Genomic DNA, 17,591 nt, shown 5'->3' with positions numbered 1-17,591 from the left:
ACGGACGTATCCGTTGCTTGATCTCTCGAAGCGACGCCGCCCACAACGCAAGCGTCTCCTCAACCGACGCGGCCCGCACCCACGACATTCGAATCATGGTTGCCCATGGATTCAGAAGCCCGCAACAAAAGCAACTGTAATGCTAGGGCCTGTGATTCCGTTGCGCTGACATGATTCGGTGCGAGGGATGCGATGCGCAGGGGCCTGTTCTGGCTGAATGACAAGCACTGGGCTCGGATCGTATCCCTTCGTGCGAGGTGAGAGGCGGTAGCACCAACGGCGCGATCGCGCCTTCCTCGCGCAGCACCGACAACCATCGCTTGAGCGCTGCCCGGTCACCGGGTTGGATAGATTGCCTCCCGCCTCGATGTCGGAGGTACCGCTCAACACCAGCTCATCGAGATCGATCAGCCTATAGCGACGGCCCGCGATCCAACTCAGGAGCCCGCCAACTACGTTGAGGCAACGCCACGCGCCATGCCGAACGAGCCTCTCTTCGACGAGACGAACGGCGTAGCACTCGACTAGCCGTCCGTGCGGCTCGCTTCTGAGACGCCGGTACAGCCGGCTTCTGCCCAAGTACTCTTCAACTTCCATCTTCCTGTTCTCCGCTGTTGACAGCGGAGGCACAGAACGACGAAGCGGATGTCGAGGCCGAGCATGGTCGCCTCAATACGGGCGACGCTGCGCCGTTCGCGATCCCAGGACTTTGCCTTGTGGCGCGTCTCGATACAGCCGAGCAGAACAGCCAAGGTTCTCGATGGCGCGTCGGGTGCGAATGTCTCGCGCGTGCGGGGTCAATGTTCAACAAGCGGCTAGATGCCTCGCCTTGGCGGTCCTGCGGCACCTTCAGCTGGATCTTCGCAACCCCGCTGCGCCTCGGCTCTTACCCGTTCATCAATCTCGTCGCTTTTCGTGGAGCCGTGAATTGATCTGCGCGATCAGGATCGGGCCAAGCGAAAATTCGCCGACCGCGGCTTTTCGCGTTAGACCGCGCAGATAACCGCCAGCGGAATTGATCGCCGTCCCGCGCTGCAGGATATACGCGACGACGATGGCTGCGGGCACCTCGCCCATAATCTTTTGCGCCTCCTCCCAGGCGCTCGGACTGATCCCCAGCATCGATCGTACAACGGCCGCTGTGGCCAGGAAATCGCGCCAGTTCGAAATCCCGCCCTTGGCATAATCGACGATGTCCGGGCATGCACTCAGGACCATTCCCAATGGATACGCCCCCTCCCCGACTCGCGATGGTTGAGGCTTTGGCTCAGCTCCCGCCGCCCTGCCTTCTTGGAGGCTAGGTTCAAGATCAATGAGGGCATCTGGATTTGAATTCTGTATGTGGCGCTCATAATGGGACTCATTGGCGCTCGGATTCTTGGATTTGATATGTGTTTCCAGAAGATTGAGCACGTCGTCGGCGAGCTGAGACAACTCGTCGGCGATCGGCTCGAGCTCCTGGCGCGTCGCCGTGCGCGGAATCTGGTCGACGATCGCGCGGAAGGCAGCGTGCACGACCTGCCAATCGGCAGGCCCCTGCCCTCCCCTTCGCGTCGGGACGGCTTCCTCGATGCCAGTTGCAATCATCTTCGCGATGTCGCGCCGGCACAGTGTAATCCGCTCACGCACGAGCTTGAGTGCGCGGGCCTCGGCTTCGATATCGGCCGCCAGGCTCTCGAACTCTTCCGAGCGCACGACGAGCGGTGACAGATCGAAGCCGAACGCGAGCTCGATTTCGCCAGCATCGTCCTTCCGCGCATATCGCTTGCCATTTGGACTGTCGCGCCGAACGATTAGCCCCGCGTCGACCAGCACAGCGAGGTGGCGTCGCAGGGTCGATGCCGGCATGCCGTGCGCTCGCCGAGCGAGCTGATGGTTCGAGGGGAAGACGATCAGGTCATCCTCTCCTGTCAGCGCGGTCTCGGGATGGAAGGTCAGGAGCGCGTTTAGCACCGAGAGCGCGCGCTCCGACACCCCAAGGCGCGGCCGTGCCGTGCAGATGGCGTGGAAGATCTTCCATTTGTGCACGATCTTTTCGGGAGAGCGTTCGGTTGCGACCATCTGGCTTGCCACATGGGCGAGCGTCAACGGTCGCCGCCCAAAGGACGTCGTTGGTGGGTGTGACTGCATGTCCTTGCCTCAGTTAGGGCAAAGGAAATCTGCTCGCCGAAAACGGCGCCAAAGCTCTTGACAGTGATTCGCGGAAGTGTGATTCTTTGAGCGCCAACACAAAGAAGGGGCTTCCGGAACGGCGACGTGACGGGGGCCTTTTTCTTTTGCCTAGTGGGTTCTCCGACTTGGTTGCGGGGGTACTGGCTCGATCGGCTCATTCCGACCGGGCAAGCTAGGTTCAGTCCGGCTTTCCGCCGGCCTGGAATTGATCGTAGAGCGTCTGCAGTCGATCTCGGACAAAGTCGCCGAAGTTCGGTGCGACGCGGTCGTCAAAGGTCAGGGTCAGCTTCCGCCCTTGGCGGGCGACCTTTGCAGCGTGCGTTCCGTCAGCCGCCGACCATGTTTCCGCGCGAGCGCGTGCTGCCTTTTGCCGAAGACCGGCGAAAAGCGATTCGAATCGTTTGTCGGTGTCTAACGCCGCGAAATCCGGAGCTTGTACCAGCTCGATCGCGCGAGCGCGGTTGTTCTCCTGCTCAAGGAGTTCCGTCAGTTCCTGCCAGCGCACGCGACCAAACGCGGGCGCCGGTCCAACGGCGTCGATGACCGAGGCCGGCACCCGCGTCGCGATCGATATGAGCCGAGAGAGCGCGGCTTTGTCGACATTGAGCGATGCCATGATGATCTCGCGCGCGAACTGCCGCTCCTCTAGCCGAGCGGCGAAGCGAGCACGCTCGATGAAGGTCAAATCTGTCCGGCCGCTATTTTCTTGGCCTTGGGCGATAACCAGCTGCTCATCGGTAAGCGAGCGAACGACCGCCCTCACCTTGATCCCTAATTCGCGCGCGGCCCTCAATCGGCGGTGGCCGAATGCAACCTCGTAACGCTCTGTCGCGCCGGGCTTCGGACGCACAAGAATCGGAACGTTCTGCCCGTGCTGACGGATCAGCTCGCGAAAAGCTGCGTTCTGCTCTTCAGGCGATTCCATACGATCCGGCACAAAGGAATCATCGATCAGAGCAGGATCGAGTTCGACGATGACCTGGCCTTCAATGAGCTTCTGTTCGATTTCCTCTGCACGCTTCACCTTCTCGGAGATGCCTCCAAGAGATTGCGATATTGCGCCAAGCGCACTGGACTGTTTGATTGGACGGTCAAGACCGAGGAGAGGCCGCGCTCGCTGCGGCGCAGCGTCCCGCGGCTCGGCCGCCGGCGTCGTCGCCTCATTCGAGGGAGGATCGAAGTTGATCTTGCGCGCCATGCTTAGCTCCGGGCCCAAACCTGCTTGATCAAGCCTTCGATCTCGCCGTTCACCAGATCGAGGGCTTCGATGGCTCTGTCGTAGGTACCGCGCGTGAACTGCTGTCGTTCGACTTCGTACAGCGTCTGTTTGGTGAGGCCGGCGTCAGCGACTGCGGTGCTTTTCACCATTGGATGCGTCAGGACACGTGAACCGAATATCGAGCGCATGAGGCCGACCATGGTCGTCTGCGGGCCGTCGCTCGGCTCATAGCGTGTGACTAGATAGCGCATCCAGTCGTACTGTGTGGTGCCGCCCGCATCGGCGACGACGTCCAGCAAACTTCCAGTCATGTTGAGAAACTGGGACATCGACATGACGTCCAACATCTGCGGGTGCACCGTGATCAAAACTGCGGTTGCGGCGCAGAGCGCGGAAAGGGTCAGAAAGCCCAGCTGCGGCGGACAGTCGATCACGACAATGTCGTAGGCGTCGCTGATTTGGGCCAGCGCTTCGCCAATTCGGGCGAAAAACAACGAGTCGTGGTTCTCACGGGTCAGCAACGCTTTTGGCGTCTCGTGCTCAAATTCCATGAGCTCGAGCTGGCCCGGGACAATATGGAGGTTCGGAATATACGTCGCGCGCACGATCTCACGCATGTCGCGGCGTTTGTCGTCGTAGCGAATGGCCCCGTAGATCGTCTCGTTTTCGCCGACGTCCAATTCTGGCTGGTGCCCGAACAAGGTCGAAAGACTCGCCTGGGGATCGAGGTCAATTGCGAGGACTCGATAACCTCTGAAGGCAAGGTACTGCGCGAGATGCGCGGCCGTTGTGGTTTTGCCGCTGCCGCCCTTGAAGTTCATGACGGAGATGACCTGGAGTGTGTCTCCATCGCGGCGATGGGGGACGTAGCGTCGTCCGCCCTTACCGGCGTTGTCGAGGCTGGCTCGCAGAGCGTCCACGTCCTCGATCGAGTAGCTGCGGCGGCTATTTGCTGGGGCGGGAGGCCCCTTCCCTTCCGAAACCAACTGTCGCAGGTAGCCTTCCGCGATGCCAATAAAGCGCGCAGTCTCGGCAGAGGAAAATCGGCGAATCGTCTTTTCGGCGGCGGGCGGGAAATCGCGAAGTTGCTGCGCCCGCAGTCGCGTCGACAACTCTTCGGCGTCGGCGTTGATCAGCGACCGCAGATCACGCAAAGTATCGTCCTGACTCTTCGCTGAGGTTGGCATTTGTTATCTCTGCATCTGCGGATTTTTTGGCAGTTGGCCCCAAAATGCGCTGATCGTCAGTAATGCCCGATTCTCCCGGAGCCGCAAGGATTTTTGAGTTAACGAGAAGTTAACGCCGCCTCGCCCTCAGCGCCTTGAGCGGTGAATGGTTCTGGTTGGCCGCCCTCTCTGCCAGTTCAGACCTCATGGAACGGACCCTAATTAACGGCCGGGATGGGCCTACGGTTTGCACCATTGGAGACGGCGATTTTGCAGATGAGGTCTAACTCGATCTTGCAAAGCCCCTGCCTCTCCTTTGGTGACGCTGGGCGTGCGGCGGCGTCACCGTTCTCTGCTGGAACGGCAGTTGATCTCACTGGGCCGAGGGAGCCTAAGCAATGTGCCGCGCCGCGTAGACTTCCCCCATGCGAATAGATTCCGCAGTTAGCGCGGCCTCCGCTGAGCTGACGGCGCAGGGGCGGCCTTTCGGCGACCGATTGTCGGACGGTGTTGGTTCCGCCTTGGAAGTTGTACGCGTACAACTTAGCGCCCGGACTTTCATTTGACAGTGAGGCGTGCAGCCATTCCGGGGCTTCGATTGGCGTCGTTATAATAACTGGCGGCCTGCTGGACCGATCGGTGCTGAGATTGTTGCATCGCCTCCGGGAGGGCAATTCCACGTCTCGCTGCTTCGGTAAGATAGCCCGACCGGAGGCCATGCGCGGAGAACTCTTTCTCGTTCAGGCCCGCCATCGCGCAACGGCGCTTCAGGATAAGGTTGATGGACTGAGGGGTCAGCGCCCTCTCATCCACAGCATCCCATCGATCGACGGCTCTAAAGACCGGACCGCTGGCGATATCTGCGCGTTCCAGCCACTCCCTCAGCGCCTCGACCGGGGGGCCGACAATGAGGACTTTCCCCTCATCGTCGAAGTTGCCAATCTTGGTTCGGCCGAGCTGAACCGCGGCGCATGCCAAAAGCTCGGATTCCGGATTCTGTGGATCGAGTTGCACCGCTGGTTCGTCGGTAATCTGCTCGACCCGCAACCGGGCTACTTCGCTCCGGCGACGGCCGCCAGATGCGAAGGCGAGAAGCAGGATGGCGAGGTCACGCGTGTCGGCCAACCGATCCGTCGAACAAGTTGCCAGCAGCCGATCCAGGATGTCGCTCGTGACCGCTCGCTTGCTCTTTCGTTGGCGCGGCCGCATCGAAGCACGGACCGCAAGCCGAACGGCTGACCGAAGGCCCGGAGATGCGAAGGGGCCTTCAATGCCTTTCCAGCGATGCAGGGTTGCCCAACTGGCGAGGCGTCGCTTGAGGGTGTTAGGCGCGTGAGGCCCGGTGCTTCGCATCAGGCCCGCTGTGCGCATGCTCTGGGCGATTTCGGCAGGCATACCATGCCGAGGATCCGTCTCCCGTTTCGCGGGGTCCCACATATGATGAGCGACGAATTTCAAAGCGAGCGCTTCGGGGGCCGGCCAGGGTAGGGGCTCAGTTGTAGCAGTTCGGGCCCAACCTTCCAGATAGGCGAGATCGGAGGCAAGCGCGCGCAAGCTATTCTCTCCTATGCCTTCCTTTGCCAGGTGCTTGAGGGTCGCGACGTCGTCGTCCGTGAGAAGCTCAGCCAGCATATCTCGCCGGTCCAACGGCAAAATCGCTGACAGCGTGTCTAGCTCGAGGGCACGACGGGTTTCAGGGTCGGCGGCCACACTCCGCAGATCGGTCATCGGTCATCCTTGTGAAGGGGCGGCCGCCGACGCGTTGGCTTTGGTGGTTTCATTCGTGAGGCGGGGCTCCGAAAGCGTCGGATCGTATCGGCGTAGAAGGTCTCCATTCCTGCCAGAGGGTCGGCACCGAGATCAGCCCGCCTCGCCAATTCGCGAAGGACCGCCATATTGACCCGCGCCTCCAGGCGCTGCGTATCGATCAAGTTATCATTCGGAAGAATATGGTCTTCGTGAATGTGCCGATCGAGGAAAGGGCCCCATCCCGCAAGACGGCCGCTATCCGGCGCACGCACAAAATCCGCGGAGGCACCGGAAATGACATCCGCGATCTGGATGGTTGGGTGATCGAGCGAGGATCCAAATCTTATGGGCGTTTGCGAGATTTCCCCGGATTGGCGTGAAGCGCCGACCGTCTGTTATTTCGGGCGCGTCATCTCGGCCGACCCAGCCGTCGAAGAAAGGCGCCGCCGCGCGCAACGGCTGGGAGTCGTCACAAAGCAGGTCGACACTTGGGTAACGAAGGCCCCATCCGCGGAAAAGCAGACTGAACAGGGCGGTTGAGGTCAAATCAAGCGTCCACTTCCCCGTTAGGGTTTCTGCGACTCGAAGGTGCGCCGTGCGCTCGAAAATTCGGGCCGAATAGCCGCGCGCAAAGCGCAGGACACAATTGAGCACGACAGCGTTGTCGTCACCGCTGGTCCGGCCGGCGAAGAGGAGAGGGGCATCTTGGGGCTCGAATGACCGCATGAAGCATTCAAGTTCCAGCGCCATCGCGTGTGGCTGAGCGCCGGTCGCATACATTGTCCGATACATCGCGTTCATCACGAAACGATGCGGATTGTGGCGATAGAAGAGGACGTTATTGTCTTCGAGGACAGGTTCGAAGATGTATCGTAGGTCTTGCCCCCGAGGTTCAGCCGCTTGTCACACACCATGACCATGGCACGGCCTTCGACCTGGCTCGCGATTTCAAGCGCGATTTCGCCCCAGTTAGGGCGCCTGCGCAGGAGCTTTGCTTTGAGTTCGGGAGCCTGCACACGATGGCGCGCCCGCGCGCTATCGATGATACTTTGAGCCTCGGCCGGCGTCAGATCGATCGCCGTGTACGCGAAGACAGGCTGATCCTCATCGAGCAGGTTTGGGCCGGTAAACCCGGCTTCATCGCAGGAGATCAGGCGGGCTGGAGCAGGGGGCAATTCCACGGTCTCTCGTCAATTTGGCGCCGGCGATCGAGCAATTTCCGGGCTGAGGACGACCAGAGTCGCAGAGTTGGGGGTGGATGGTCAACACTATCGATAAGCGGTGGTTATCGATAGTCAGAGCTGCTAAAACTGGCATCGCTATGACGGAACCTAAAGCTGTGATAGTTTCCGTTGCGGCGATTCCCGTTAAGGTTATCAATATCTTGCAATGCGGCTACCAGATCCCCGATCCATTGCCATGGACCAAGCTGGCCGGGCCGCTGGCCGCTGCCGAAGACGCGTTGGCTCGGCTCGATGAGCGCCTCGCTAAAAGCCCGATCCGCGACGGCTGGATCGCCCGAACTCACTTCACTGATGCCTGCGCCAGTCTGTGGCTCGAGGGCGAGCTCGTCCACCTCGAAGATCTTGTCCTCCACGACGCCGGCATGGATATCCGCAGCCCCACCCACGAACTGACCCGCGCCCGTACTGTTCTGCGCGCCCGCCGCCGCATCGCCGAGGCCAAACCGGATTGGGCCTTGTCGCCGGCCGGCCTCGCCAAGCTGCGCGGCCGGCAAGGGGTGGACGGTTGTGAAGATGAGACGAGTGACCGGAATAAGGGAAGACCGGCGGCGAAAGAAGCGGAAGAAGCCGACGGAGAGGCGAGATCGGAGGGACACCTTGCCATCGCGACACCGGACGACCGGCTGGCCGACGCCTTCGCCGCGGTCGACGCCGCAATCGCCAACGCCAATCGTGCGTTGGCCGGTGAGATCGCCAGTCAGGTGCGGCGTTTGCCTGAACGCGATCCATTGGTTTACGACCTCGACTGGGACGAGGACCAACGGATGCAGGAGTGGAGCACAATAATCGATCGGACACGCAATCTGCCGCCCGCGCTGGCGGCCGCGATCGCCGACGACGCCTGGAGCACGATCGAGCCGCTGCAACACACACCCTGGCTTGGCCGACTGCTGGCCGCGGCCCTTCTGCGTTCGCGCGGAAAGACGCGCTCGCACTTGTCCTGCCTGCATGAAGGACTCAAGGCCATTCCGCGCGAGCGGCGAAGGCCGCGCGATAGCGCAGGCCGCCTCGCCGCCCAGCTCGAGGCGCTCGCGGCCGCAGCCAAGGCCGGACTCAAGGATCACGACCGCTGGCTGACTGCCCGTACCCTGCTCGCTCGCAAACTTACCGGCCGCCGCTCCACCTCCCGGCTGCCGGCGCTGCTCGACTACGTGCTGTCCCGTCCGGTGGTCTCGGCCGGCATGATCGCGGAGGAGCTGAAGATCACGCCGCGCGCCGCCCAGGACCTGGTCGCGGAGCTCGGCTTGCGCGAGGCGACGGGGCGGGGACGATACCGGGCGTGGGGGATTCTTTAGAAAGGACCGTCCGACAGCCATTTGCCTTGTTAAATCGGGTAGTAACCCCATCGTGAAACGCTGCATTTGCGGTTATGATTCGTGGAGCAGGAGAAAGTAAAGCACAGCCATGGCCCGTGGGGAGTTGATGAAAAAATTGCTCGCCAGCTACGGTCGGGACGATGAGTTCCGTGCTGTGGCGGAGCAAATCATCGACGAAGAGGAAAAGAAGAACAATCGCGTGCTGGCGCGTAGCCTGCGCAAGACCCTTGAGGCCGGCCCGAGCCGCCCAAGCGGTCCGAAGGCGCTCGCGCCCCTGCTTCCGTTCCCTGAAGCGGCCGCCGACTTCATCGAGCGGATCGAACCGCGGCACACGCGCAATGATATCGTGCTCGGAGCGACGAACGTTCGGGTGCTGCTTGGCCTGGTCAAAGAGTTTCGCCGCGCCGAGGACATCCGGCGGCACGGGCTAAAAGTTCGCTCCAAGCTCCTGTTCTGCGGCCCGCCGGGATGCGGCAAGACGCTGTGCGCGGAGATTTTTGCAGCCGAACTCGGACTGCCGCTGTTCCTCGTCAAACTCGATCGGCTGATCTCGTCCTACCTCGGCGAGACGGCCGGCAACGTTCGCAAGATTTTTGAGTTCGCCCGCAAGCAGCCCTGCGTTCTGTTCTTTGACGAGTTCGACGCGCTGGCGCGCTCGCGCGACGACAGCAGCGAGCACAATGAGCTGCGCCGGGTGGTCAACAGCCTGCTGCTGTTCATCGACCACATTCAGCCGAAAGGTTTCCTGATCGCCGCGACCAACCTCGATCAATCACTCGATCCAGCGGTCTGGCGGCGCTTCGACGAGGTCGTCTGGTTCGACAAGCCGGATCGCGCAATGATCGGCCGATTCCTGCGGCTCAAATTCAAAAACGTCGCCACCGCCTTCGATCCGCTGCAGCATGCGACGGCTCTGGAGGGCTATTCCTATGCCGAGATCGAGCGCGTCTGCACCCAGGCGGTCAAGACAATGATCATTGATCGCCGCAAGCAGGTGCAGGCGCGCGACTTCAATCACGCCTTGGAAGACGAGGCGCGCCGTCGGGCAGGACAGTCTCGCCTCGCGCCGCCGAGCTAGGCGCGCCGTGGCCCGATACGATCACCTCCAACTCGTTCGGCTTCCGGAGCAATTCGAGCGCCGCAAGCACGGCGGCGGCGGCCCACCGCCGGCGCGCGATCGCGACCAGCACACCGCCAAGCTGCGCGACGAGCTCGACGCCGCGACGCAGGAGCAAAGGCGGCGCCGCAAGCCCGAATTTGTCGACCCCTCCCTAATCCTGCGCGTGCAGATGACGGGCGCCCTGCTTGAGGAAGAGTGGGAGCGGCTGGGGCTCACGGTGCTATCGAGCGACGCGGACCGCACGCTGGTGCTGTTCGCCTCGAGTGAAGACATGCGGGATTTCCGCGCCCGGCTCGATGCCTGTCAGGGCGGCCCGCCGCCCGGGCAGAAGCACGCCCCCTACATCAACTTCGTTTCCGGGATCGAAAGCATTGGATCGGTCGAGCCGCGCGACCGGATTGGTCCCCGCTTGCGGGAAGAAGGATTCGCGGACGTCGATGACTTCGTCGCGCAGACATCCTATCTGGTCGACATCGAGCTTTGGGATCCGGGCGAACGTCGCCTGCGCGAGCGCAAGGTTGAGGACGTCATCCGCTACGTCGAGGCGCGAGCGGGAGAGGTCTTTGATCGCTATGTCGGTCCCTCGATCAGCATGTTTCGTGCGCGGTTGACGGGCGAACTGTTGCGCACGCTGCTGACGGTCGAGGAAATCGCGGCGATTGATCTGCCGCCGGCGCCGGACGTGACGACGGCCGAGGCGCTCGAGATGGTGCTTGCGGACGTGCCGGCACTGAACGCCGTGGCCGATGATGCCCCGTTGATCGGCATCATCGACAGCGGAGTCAACGATCACCCGTTCCTCGCGGATATTCTTGTCGGCGCGATTGGCGTTCCCGCCGAGCTCGGCACCGCTGACGTGTGGGGCCACGGCACCCGCGTGGCCGGCGTCGCTGTGTTGGGCGATCTGCGCGCGCAGCTTGACGCCGGCGCGTTGCAACGGGGCGCTCGCCTTTGTGCGGCCAAGGTGGTGAACGACCAAGGTGGCTTTGACGATCGGCGCCTCGTGCCCTCACAGATGCGCGAAGCGATCGCGACTCTGAACCAGCGTTTTGGCTGTCGGGTCTTCGTGATTGCGCTGGCCGACCGCCGCCGCGTCTTCGACGGTGGCAAGGTCGGAACATGGGCCGCCACGCTCGACGAATTGGCGCGCGAGCTCGACGTCATCATCGTCGTCTCGTCCGGCAATCGCATGCCGCGCGGCGGCAATCGTCTCGAACAGGCGGTGACCGAATATCCGCGCTATCTTCTGGAGGACGCCAACCGGTTGTTCGAGCCGGCCGGCGCCTTGAACGTCATCACGGTCGGCGCGCTCGCGCACGGCGAAGGTCTGGATCCCGATCGCGCCGACGACGTCCGCGTCCGTCCCATCACGCGCCTGCATGAGCCGGCCCCGTTCTCGCGGATCGGACCGGGACCAGGCGGCGCGACCAAGCCCGACGTCGTTGAGATCGGCGGCACGTTGATCTTCGATGCCGTCGTCGCGCGGCTGCGGGGAGGGGAGGATGTCGGCAGCGCCGGCGTTCTGACGCTGCATCACAGCTATCTCGATCAGCTCTTCACCGCGGGTTCGGGAACGTCCTATGCTGCCCCGCGAGTCGCCTTCAGCGCCGCTCAGATCCTGACGCGCTTCCCGCAGGCCTCCGCCAATCTGGTGCGCGCGCTTATTGTCGGGTCCGCGGAAATCCCGCCGCCAGCGCAAGAGCGTCTTCAGCTGCTTGGCGGCGACGCGACCCGCGCGATTGTCGGTCACGGCCTGGTGGATCTCGAACGCGCCGCATTCTCGGACGACGCGCGCGTGACCCTCTACGCGGAGGATGAGCTCGCCCTCGATCATTTTGCCGTCTACCGAATTCCGATCCCGGAAGCGTTTCAGGCGGGAAACGGCGAGCGCTGCATTCGCGTGACGCTGGCATTCGATCCGCCGGTGCGCCACACCCGGAACGACTATGCCGGCGTCGGCATGAGCTTTCGCCTGGTGCGCGGCTGTCAGCCCGACCTGATCTTCGATCATTATCGCAAGCGTGAACAGGACGACGGTCCGTTTCCAGAACTTGCCGCGCGATACAATTGCAATCTTGCTCCCGGACCGCTGGCGCGCGAAAGGGGGACGGTTCAGTGTGCGACCGTCACTTTCAAACGCGGGGTCGAAGAGTACGGCGACAGCTATTATCTCGTTGTGCGCTGCGAGAGGGGGTGGGCGACGCATGTCGATCGGCAGCAATTCGCGGTCGTCTTGGAGCTTCTGCAAAAAGCGGAAGTCCAGCTCTATGAGCGGGTTCGACAACGGATTCGCCTAGAAGCTTAACGCCGGTGGCGTGATCGAGTAGGGCGGCCGGTCCCAAATTTAGTGATGACTTCGGCGCGCAGACCGCCGCGCCCGATGACGAACGGATCGTCCCACTTGCTCGGACGGCAGAGGTAATTTTGGGTCGCACTCGCGCGTTTGCCGGCAGCACCCTTTCATGATTGTGCAGCGTTCTCCTTTCCGCCCATGAGTGAAGGCCCCGCCACATGGCGGGGCCACCTGCGCGCGGCTCAGTCGCGGTTCGGGCGAGACCAGATGAGGGAGTGGCCTTCCTCGCCTTCGACCTCGACCAGCGTCGCGTAGATCGGAGCCGGGAAGCTTGGGTCGTCCAGCTTGACCGAGTAGTACTCGCGGGCCGTGTCCTGGGACTTCTTCTTCCACATGGCGCCGAACTCGATGTTCGCGCCCGCGAAGATGCGGTAGTCCGGGGCCTTGTCTGAGGTGCGTTCGGCCGGAACAATCTTGGTCTTGACGGTGCCTAGAGCGAGGGTCTTGACGGTGCCGACGAAGCCGTTGCCGTTGACGTGAAGTTGCCGAAGGGCGGATTGCCGATCGCAAGGTCGAACCTCGCCGGTAGATCGGCGCGCGCGAAATCGCCGGTGACGATCCGCGACCGCGGCTGCAGCAGCCGGGCGATGCGCGCCGTGACGGGATCGAGCTCGACGCCCGTGACGTGCGAGATATGGCGTAGCGGTTCGGGCATCAGTGCCGGAAACAGGCCGGTGCCGATCCCGGGCTCGAGCACACGTCCGCCGCGCCAGCCGAGCCGCAGCAATGCCGCCCAGATCGCCCGCACGATGAACTCCGGCGTGAAATGGGCGTAGTGGGTACAGCGCGCGAGCGAGGCGTAGTCAACATCATCGACCGCGTCCTCCAGATCGGCGCCGATCGCGTCCCAGCCCTTCGCGAACTCGGTCTCGCCCGGCCGGCGGAAGATGCCATTGGCAAGCTCCGACGCGCCGAAGCCGGTAAAGCGGATCAGTCGCCGCTGCTCCTCAATCGTCGCGGGCCGCTGCTCGGCCTCGACCTGTGAGGCGAGCCGGACCGCCGCAACATTGTCGCGGGCGCGCTGCTTCCAGTTCCTTGCGAGGCCGCGCGCATCAGCAAGGTAGAAATTGTCGCAGCGCTTGCGCGAACCGGCCGGGGAGGGCTGCGTCGACGAGACCGCCGGCCCTGCGGGGACCGACGGCGACGGCGGCGGATCGTGATCATGATCGTCGTCGCCGCCGGAATCGGGGCTGAACGCGGTAACGCCGAGGCCGAGGCCCGATGAAAGGGCGGTGTTGCCGAAGAGGTCGAGGGTGAAAGGATCGTCATGCGCCATTTGGAAATGTCCTTCTGCTGGGCGCGCGCAGTCGTCCGCCGGCGCGGGCTGCGACGGAGGGCATGGGCGCTTGCGGGATTGACGGAGAGCCGGCGCCAGGGCTGGATGCGGGAATGCGAAGCCCGGCGCGTGGCCGGGCTGCTCGCAGGTCGGGAAGGGAAGGGCGAGGCTAGGCCGCGACCGTCTCCGGCAGATGGCGGAGGTGCACCGGCAGCTTGGCCGCGATCTCCGCCTCCGTCAGGTCATCGAGAAGCTTCAGGACGGTGCCGCGCTGGCCCGCGTAGACGAGCACGGTGCGGCGACCGCGCATGGGCGCGGGCCAGCGTTCGCCGGCATAGCCGCGATAGTCGTCATGCGTGCTCGACCAGATGTGCTCAAGCCGCTCGTCGCGAGTCATGGCGCGGACCGGCCGTGACTCGCGCTCGATGATCGCCGCCTTCATCCGCTCCGGCGACAGCCGATCTGAAAGATCGCAATAGCCATGGAACCAGCGCCGCTTTCCGTCGATGGCAAGCGTGAAGAAGATGCTGGCCTTCACCTTCGGCCATCGCGGGGTCACCGATGGCGGTTGAACAAGCGGTGCATCTCGTGGCGCGTCGCAACGCCTTCGAAGACTTTGCGGATGCTGGGCGAGGTGTGCATGGGCGGCTCCTCTTGGCCTGACCGGACTGACAGCGCGAGCGATCCGCCTGATCCCTTCGTCACTTCAGTCCTTCATCACACCTCCTCGCCGGCCGCATCGAAGGTCCGGCGGGTCAAGGGCCGCGGAACGCGGGCGAAGCTTCATCCTTGACGCGCCGGCCGGGCATGCGGCAGCGCTTCATTCCCATTTCATTTTCCCTCCCTCATTGTTCGATCCCCTCTTCCTTTGCTCAACACCAAGCCGTCAGAAGACCCCACTCATTTGAAGGCCTTGGCGCGGCGCCCCCACGCAGCCGGCGCGTCGCCCTGGCGAGCCGCATCAGTGAGACGTCAGGCGCTCAAATCCTCATTCCAGTCGCCGGCGCACGGCCGCAAACGGGCATAACGCGCACTTGCATCTGCGGCGATGGCACGAATTCGATCGGCGTAGACCTCGCCTTGCCAATTGTTGTCGGTTGCTGCCACGAGCCAAACATTGGCGCGCTTGGCCAAGCCGCGGATGGCGTCATCGGTCGCGGGCGACCAACCGCCGCCGGTGCTGACATAAAGGGTGTCAGGCCGCAGGACCTCGATTGCGGCGAGGCTCATCGCATCGATGGCCGCCTCCGTGATGCAGATCCGCTCGGACTCCTCCGACCCGAAGCGAAAAAGCTCCTTGGCGCCTTCCGTAGCGAAGCCCCGCCATGTCGGTCCACGTTCCTCCCAGCCTGTGAGTGCTCCAGCAGAATCACTATGCGCCGCCCACATGCTGCCTTGGGGACCCTCTCGCAACCGGTCGCGCGCGACTGCGTGCTTCACGATGTCCGCCGGAAGCCCGCGTTCGCCAGTGAGATAGCGCCAGGCTTGCGAGCCGGGGCGCGGCACCACGCGATATCCCCATCGCTCCACGATGGACACAAGGGCCTTGGGCCTTGCCGGGCGCTGCCACGCAGGTGCAGCAGGGACGAAGCCAACCACATCCGCAACACGATCACACGCCTCGACGAAACCGTCGGCGCCAAGGTGTTCGGCTAGCGAAAACACGTCCCCTTTCGCCGGCGACAAGGGATCGAACCAGCCGCGGCCCTGGTGGATAACGATGATGATGTTGGCGTCGCGGCGGTACTTGATTGCTCGCCGGGTACTTTCCTTGAGGTCGACCTTCCAGCCGTCTTTCTCCAGCAGAGCTGCGCAGCCAACTTTTTCGCGCAGCTCCTCGATTGCTCTCTTGTTCATTGTTTGCACCGTCGCTGCGCAGGCAACGACCGGCCCCTTCTTCTATTGGTCTCACTTGTTCCTGGCCTTGCGGCACATTTCCGACCGGCCGCGAAGCCTGCCGGGCGCAAGGGCGCGCGGACAAGCTGTCGAATTCGTCAGATGACTGCGCGCGGCGAAGCTTCCCTTGCAGCCGGCTTGGCGCCAGCGGCAGCCGGTCACCCGGGTCAATGAGCCGGGCACCAGGGGTCGTATTCATGCACGATGGCGTCCTGGTCGCCGTCGTATTCGCTGGAGACCATCACACCGAATTCGCTCTCAGCCTGGAAAAGTATGACAGGCACCATCAGCGTGCGGGCCAGATCGAAGTCGTGGTTCTGAGCGAGGGTGAGATTGTGCGACATTGAAAGGCTCCCGTCTTGCGGGGACCATCCCCGCTCGACAGGCGCCGACGTGTTCGGGGGCGGCCGCGGTCACCTCCAGAGGCGAAGCCGAAGAAGTCGCACGCTTGCGTAGCGAACCCCTTGCGGGTTGATCGTGGAAGGCCGCACCAGAACCAAGGAAAGCCCATTCGAGAGCGGGGTTGGTCCTTCACCGGAAGCATGTGAGCCGAAATGCACATGGTTCGACCCGCGGATACAGTATCGGTCTGATTGACTGCGAGGACAGCCGCCGTCGTTTTGTCTGGAGCGAACGTCGATTTGGCCGGCTGGCTGCTGCTCCGCGAAGGTTCCGCTGCCGTCAATGACCCCAAGGCCAAAGGCTTGGCTTGCATTTAGGGTTCAGGTCCGACGCGAATACGCGCGGTTTCCGATAGACTCAGCAGCTGGCTGTTCGGGGACTCGGGCCTTCTCGCGTCAGGGATGGCAGCCCGTAAGGGGGAAGACCCGCTCGCGGGGCTTCAGCGCAGCCTCCAGCCCGGCCCAGGCGACGCCCACCTTCTTCTCAGTCAGAGGCGCACAACAGCCGACACATTTTCCGCGACCGGTGGCTGAGCACCCTCAATTCTTTCATCAGCGGTATTAAACTTCTGAATCGAGAGGCCTGATCGATTCGATTAATTAATTGGACGGCGGTTCCGACAGTTGCGATTCTTACGCATGTCCGAACTCACGGTCCCATACCTCGTTCTCCAACGATGCGATCCGGCCTGTAATATGGCCAGGTTCTATGTCCTCACGATCGAACCGACTCTGTTCGGAGATACGGCGTTGGTGCGCGAATGGGGGCGTCTCGGCCAGCGCGGCCGCCGGCGGATGGATCTGTTTGCGGGGAGGGTCCAAGCCGTCGAAGCGCTCGAGGCTTGGCTCGTCCGCAAAAGACGCCGTGGTTATGTACCAGAGAATCCCGCGCCTTGAGTGCGACCGCTCAACCGCCATCCTGACTGGATCGTGAGCTTGGCACTTCCTACCAGCGGACAGCCGTTTTGCGCATCACGGAAGCAATCCCTGCCGAATCGCGAGAGCGACAGCGTGTGGAAGGGTCAATGCGGCAAGATTTTGCCTAGCGTTGTCCAAATGAAACTTTACGCCTCGCTGCCCAATACCGAGAAGCTCCGCAATATCCCGCATCGTCTTGCCATCAGAGGTCAAGGCGAGACACTGCCGCTCGCGCTGCGTCAGTGGGCTGACGATTCCGCCAGCTGCCGAGGTGCGTCCGATCCTGGCACTCACATGTGCATGGTAGTTGAGACCCACCATTTCCAACATGTCGTGCGCGGTCTCGATGAAACGATCGAGTGCAAGGCAACGCTCGTCCACCGCAAGTGTAAACGCCGCGAACTGGTTTTGACTTGAGGGAATGCGAACCGTCAGGCCGGTCCTGATCTTGAAGCTGAGCGCATCGTCAAACAGACGGCGCTCTTTCGTGTCAATCGGCGTTCGAGTGGGACCCCTTATCGGCATCCAAAAGGGGCTCTGACGCAATTTTGGTGCAGCACTGGTCATGTGGCGCCGATTAGCCGAGCCTGCAGCAAGTCGAGCTTAGCGCGTCCGTACATTTGGCGCTTGACCAGTTTGAGCTTGGTGATCTGGCCTTCGGTCTGGCCGTTGGACCAGGACGTCGTGATCGCTGCGCTGACGGCGGCCTTGTCCTTGATGACGCCGTTGGCGAAAGACATGACGAGGCTTGCGCGTGCCCG

Annotated in this window: 12 protein-coding genes and 5 pseudogenes; 4 read left to right on the top strand and 13 right to left on the bottom strand. The window is 62.8% G+C overall.

Features of this window, described 5'->3' with window-relative positions; genetic code table 11:
• Positions 1-623: 623 nt before the first annotated feature.
• The 6 genes and pseudogenes from AC0L3P_RS37500 to AC0L3P_RS37475 all read right to left on the bottom strand — a co-directional run.
• Positions 624-789 (bottom strand): annotated as a pseudogene (locus AC0L3P_RS37500) (IS1380 family transposase); the annotation flags it as partial.
• Between the two features lie 108 nt (positions 790-897).
• Entirely contained in the window at positions 898-2,130 is a 1,233-nt protein-coding gene (repC, locus tag AC0L3P_RS37495; protein ID WP_473309103.1) for a plasmid replication protein RepC, read from the bottom strand.
• 220 nt (positions 2,131-2,350) lie between these two features.
• Positions 2,351-3,370, bottom strand: coding sequence for a plasmid partitioning protein RepB (gene repB, locus AC0L3P_RS37490; protein ID WP_473309102.1), 1,020 nt, complete (start codon positions 3,368-3,370; stop codon positions 2,351-2,353).
• 2 nt (positions 3,371-3,372) lie between these two features.
• On the bottom strand, positions 3,373-4,578 hold the full coding sequence (repA, locus tag AC0L3P_RS37485) for a plasmid partitioning protein RepA (RefSeq protein WP_473309101.1): 1,206 nt from the start codon (positions 4,576-4,578) through the stop codon (positions 3,373-3,375).
• 537 nt (positions 4,579-5,115) lie between these two features.
• Positions 5,116-6,285 carry a site-specific integrase gene (locus tag AC0L3P_RS37480; RefSeq protein WP_473309100.1) on the bottom strand — a complete coding sequence of 390 codons (1,170 nt, stop codon included), beginning with the start codon at positions 6,283-6,285 and terminating at the stop codon, positions 5,116-5,118.
• A gap of 821 nt (positions 6,286-7,106) precedes the next feature.
• Positions 7,107-7,487 (bottom strand): hypothetical protein, encoded by a 381-nt coding sequence (locus tag AC0L3P_RS37475; RefSeq protein WP_473309099.1) that lies wholly within the window; start codon positions 7,485-7,487, stop codon positions 7,107-7,109.
• 140 nt (positions 7,488-7,627) lie between these two features.
• On the opposite strand from AC0L3P_RS37475, the gene AC0L3P_RS37470 reads away from it, so the two are divergent.
• The 3 genes from AC0L3P_RS37470 (at position 7,628) to AC0L3P_RS37460 (ending at position 12,291) form a co-directional block, all read left to right on the top strand.
• Complete coding sequence (locus AC0L3P_RS37470) at positions 7,628-8,845, top strand: RHE_PE00001 family protein (RefSeq protein WP_473309104.1); 1,218 nt, start codon at positions 7,628-7,630, stop codon at positions 8,843-8,845.
• A 127-nt stretch (positions 8,846-8,972) separates the two neighbouring features.
• Positions 8,973-9,944, top strand: coding sequence for an AAA family ATPase (locus tag AC0L3P_RS37465; protein WP_473309098.1), 972 nt, complete (start codon positions 8,973-8,975; stop codon positions 9,942-9,944).
• A 7-nt stretch (positions 9,945-9,951) separates the two neighbouring features.
• The gene (locus AC0L3P_RS37460) at positions 9,952-12,291 is read left to right on the top strand and encodes a S8 family peptidase (RefSeq protein WP_473309097.1); all 2,340 of its coding nucleotides are present in this window, start codon (positions 9,952-9,954) and stop codon (positions 12,289-12,291) included.
• A 230-nt stretch (positions 12,292-12,521) separates the two neighbouring features.
• On the opposite strand, the pseudogene AC0L3P_RS37455 reads toward AC0L3P_RS37460, so the two are convergent.
• From AC0L3P_RS37455 to AC0L3P_RS37435, 5 genes and pseudogenes are all read right to left on the bottom strand, one after another.
• A pseudogene (locus AC0L3P_RS37455) lies at positions 12,522-12,812 on the bottom strand (DUF736 domain-containing protein); the annotation flags it as partial.
• A gap of 2 nt (positions 12,813-12,814) precedes the next feature.
• Positions 12,815-13,615 (bottom strand): annotated as a pseudogene (locus tag AC0L3P_RS37450) (lactate dehydrogenase); the annotation flags it as partial.
• A gap of 169 nt (positions 13,616-13,784) precedes the next feature.
• A pseudogene (locus tag AC0L3P_RS37445) lies at positions 13,785-14,257 on the bottom strand (DUF1419 domain-containing protein).
• Between the two features lie 330 nt (positions 14,258-14,587).
• Positions 14,588-15,472: a DUF3991 and toprim domain-containing protein gene (locus AC0L3P_RS37440; RefSeq protein WP_473309096.1), complete on the bottom strand. Its 885-nt coding sequence runs from the start codon at positions 15,470-15,472 to the stop codon at positions 14,588-14,590.
• Positions 15,473-15,678: 206 nt separating this feature from the next.
• Positions 15,679-15,855, bottom strand: coding sequence for a hypothetical protein (locus AC0L3P_RS37435; protein ID WP_473309095.1), 177 nt, complete (start codon positions 15,853-15,855; stop codon positions 15,679-15,681).
• Positions 15,856-16,551: 696 nt separating this feature from the next.
• Between AC0L3P_RS37435 and AC0L3P_RS37430 the strand changes: the two genes are divergently transcribed.
• Entirely contained in the window at positions 16,552-16,809 is a 258-nt protein-coding gene (locus AC0L3P_RS37430) for a WGR domain-containing protein (RefSeq protein WP_473309094.1), read from the top strand.
• A gap of 75 nt (positions 16,810-16,884) precedes the next feature.
• On the opposite strand, the gene AC0L3P_RS37425 is transcribed toward AC0L3P_RS37430, so the two are convergent.
• Both AC0L3P_RS37425 and AC0L3P_RS37420 read right to left on the bottom strand, forming a co-directional pair.
• The gene (locus AC0L3P_RS37425; protein WP_473309093.1) at positions 16,885-17,397 is read right to left on the bottom strand and encodes a helix-turn-helix transcriptional regulator; all 513 of its coding nucleotides are present in this window, start codon (positions 17,395-17,397) and stop codon (positions 16,885-16,887) included.
• Positions 17,394-17,591, bottom strand: a pseudogene (locus AC0L3P_RS37420) (ISL3 family transposase); the annotation flags it as partial. The gene AC0L3P_RS37425 and the pseudogene AC0L3P_RS37420, both read right to left, overlap by 4 nt.

The organism is Bradyrhizobium sp. WSM4874, assembly GCF_055811835.1.
This window is presented reverse-complemented; position numbering and strand designations above follow the sequence as displayed.